The following is a 1969-nucleotide window of genomic DNA, read 5'->3' as shown; positions in this document are numbered from 1 at the left end:
CCGCTGGGAAAAGAACGTCGCTCACTACGAAGCCTTCCTCCACCTAGCTTGCGCCAACACCGTCTGGCGACACTCCCTCTTATTTTTCGGATAGGCTCTAAGTAAAGCACGTAGGAGCTTTTGCCCAATAGCTGTAATATCTTCGTTTCTAACACTTTACGCAATAGTGTTTTTTCACTCAACAATCCCCTAAACAGTATGCATATTAGCAGGGGCAGCAACGCAATGTTAGCTAGCGTACGAGCATTTGCCAGTGCTGTAATGTTGGATGGACTGTTCACATACTCACATGACGCAAACACAACGAGAAAGATGAAAATACTCAAGACACCCAACCATGTGTAAATAGGTCGGATGAATTAGCTTGACTTATCGGCGTACCTTTGGGTTATGAGTCGTGTTAATACTCCCCAGTTGGACGAGTCCGCTCGAACGGCCCTCGAAGACGTGTACAAACAGAGCCCCAATCACACGCTTCGTCAGCGCTGTCAATTGGTGTTGCTCAAAGCGGCGGGCCGCGCCCCGCTGGATGTGGGGCAGGTGGTCGGCCTGTGCCGGGTGAGTGTAGACAGTTGGGTCAAGCGCTACCAGCAAGAGGGGATTAAAGGACTGCAAACCAAGCCCGGACGCGGCCGCAAACCGCTCGTAACCGTGGCCGACGACCAGGCGGCGTCCGCAGCGCCGTGGCTGAAAACCGGCAGCGCATTACCCTGGCCAAGGCGGAGTGGGAAAGCCAGCGGGCCGCTGGTACGCCCGCCGTCGGCCGCGATGCCTTCCGGGCTTTTTTAAAAGTCTTGGTGGCCGATATAAGCGTATCCGCCGCCGGACGGCCGCCAGGGCTGATCCCGTTCGCTACGCCCACGGAGTCGCGCAGTTGAGCCAGTTGGAAGCCCTGGCCGAGGCGGGGGAGTTGACCCTGTTTTACGGCGACGAGTCCCACGTCTGCCAGCAAGGCTACGTGCCCTATGGCTGGCAGTTTCCGGGCGAAGACGTGTTCGTGCCGGCCCAAAAAGGTTTCCGGCTCAACTGCTGGGGCCTGTTCAGTCGCGACAACCGCGCGCACTGGGCGACAACGAGCCAGAACATCAACGCCGCTTTTGTCCGCGACAGGCTCGAAGAATTATCGCTTCAACTTGCTGGCCCAACGGTCATTGTCTTGGATAATGCCAGCATTCACACCGCCAACCTCATCCAGCAGTGCCGCCACCGGTGGGCGCAACGCGACCTGCACTTGTTCTTTTTGCCGCCTTATTCGCCCCATCTCAATATTGCCGAAACCGTATGGCGACAGCTGAAAGGCGGTTGGCTCCAGCCAGCTGACTATGCGCAGGCAGACCAGTTGGCTTACGCCACGAATCGATGCCTGGCTAATTTCGGTAAAGCCTTGACGATTAAATTCAGCCCTTTTAAATCAAACTAATTCATCCGACCTACTTATGAGATGGTATATGACTTAACTTTGTTTTGTCTTGCGACCCAGAAGGCTAAAGCAACACCATAGGAAAACTCTGTACATCTTCCAAAAAAAGTTTGGTTCAGCATAAACGACACCGACTGCATTAGGCCATATTTTGGGACATAAACTTTGCAAAATAAAACCAGAAGCAAACCTATTTACTAATGAAACGATAGGATATAAAATTAAGCGTTTAGGATTAAAACGAGCGGCTAGCAAAACAAATGGAATTGTGACATAAAATGTCTCCTCCACAGTTAATGACCATGCGGTCGGTATGCCCATTAAAAACAAATCATGGAAGTATGCCCGCAATAAGAACACATTTAGCACTATAACATTTAGAATATCAACCCTTGAATAGCTATTGGGCCATCCATACCAATAGTAGCTGGGCTTCTAAATCATTATAAAGAAGCTGTTTAGGAAGTGGGCATTGGGGCAATTTTACGCAATAAGAGCACGGTAAAGGCCAGCCAGTGGAAGGCCAGCCAATTTTGCACGCTGGTTTCG

Annotated in this window: 2 protein-coding genes; both read left to right on the top strand. The window is 51.5% G+C overall.

Features of this window, described 5'->3' with window-relative positions; translation table 11 throughout:
* Positions 1-390 precede the first annotated feature (390 nt).
* Positions 391-789 carry a helix-turn-helix domain-containing protein gene (locus BEN47_RS00675; protein ID WP_070724286.1) on the top strand — a complete coding sequence of 133 codons (399 nt, stop codon included), beginning with the start codon at positions 391-393 and terminating at the stop codon, positions 787-789.
* Positions 725-1420 (top strand): IS630 family transposase, encoded by a 696-nt coding sequence (locus BEN47_RS00670; RefSeq protein WP_125921427.1) that lies wholly within the window; start codon positions 725-727, stop codon positions 1418-1420. Before BEN47_RS00675 ends, BEN47_RS00670 begins: the two co-directional genes overlap by 65 nt.
* The last annotated feature ends 549 nt before the right edge of the window (positions 1421-1969 follow it).

Origin of the sequence: Hymenobacter lapidarius (genome assembly GCF_001816145.1) — a bacterium.
GTDB lineage: Bacteria > Bacteroidota > Bacteroidia > Cytophagales > Hymenobacteraceae > Hymenobacter > Hymenobacter lapidarius.
The sequence above is the reverse complement of the archived record's forward strand: the minus strand, read 5'-3'. Positions and strand labels throughout refer to the sequence as shown.

Coding starts and splice junctions, on each gene's coding strand:
- BEN47_RS00675 (WP_070724286.1), top strand. CDS start 391: ATGAGTCGTGTTAATACTCCCCAGTTGGACGAGTCCGCTCGAACGGCC.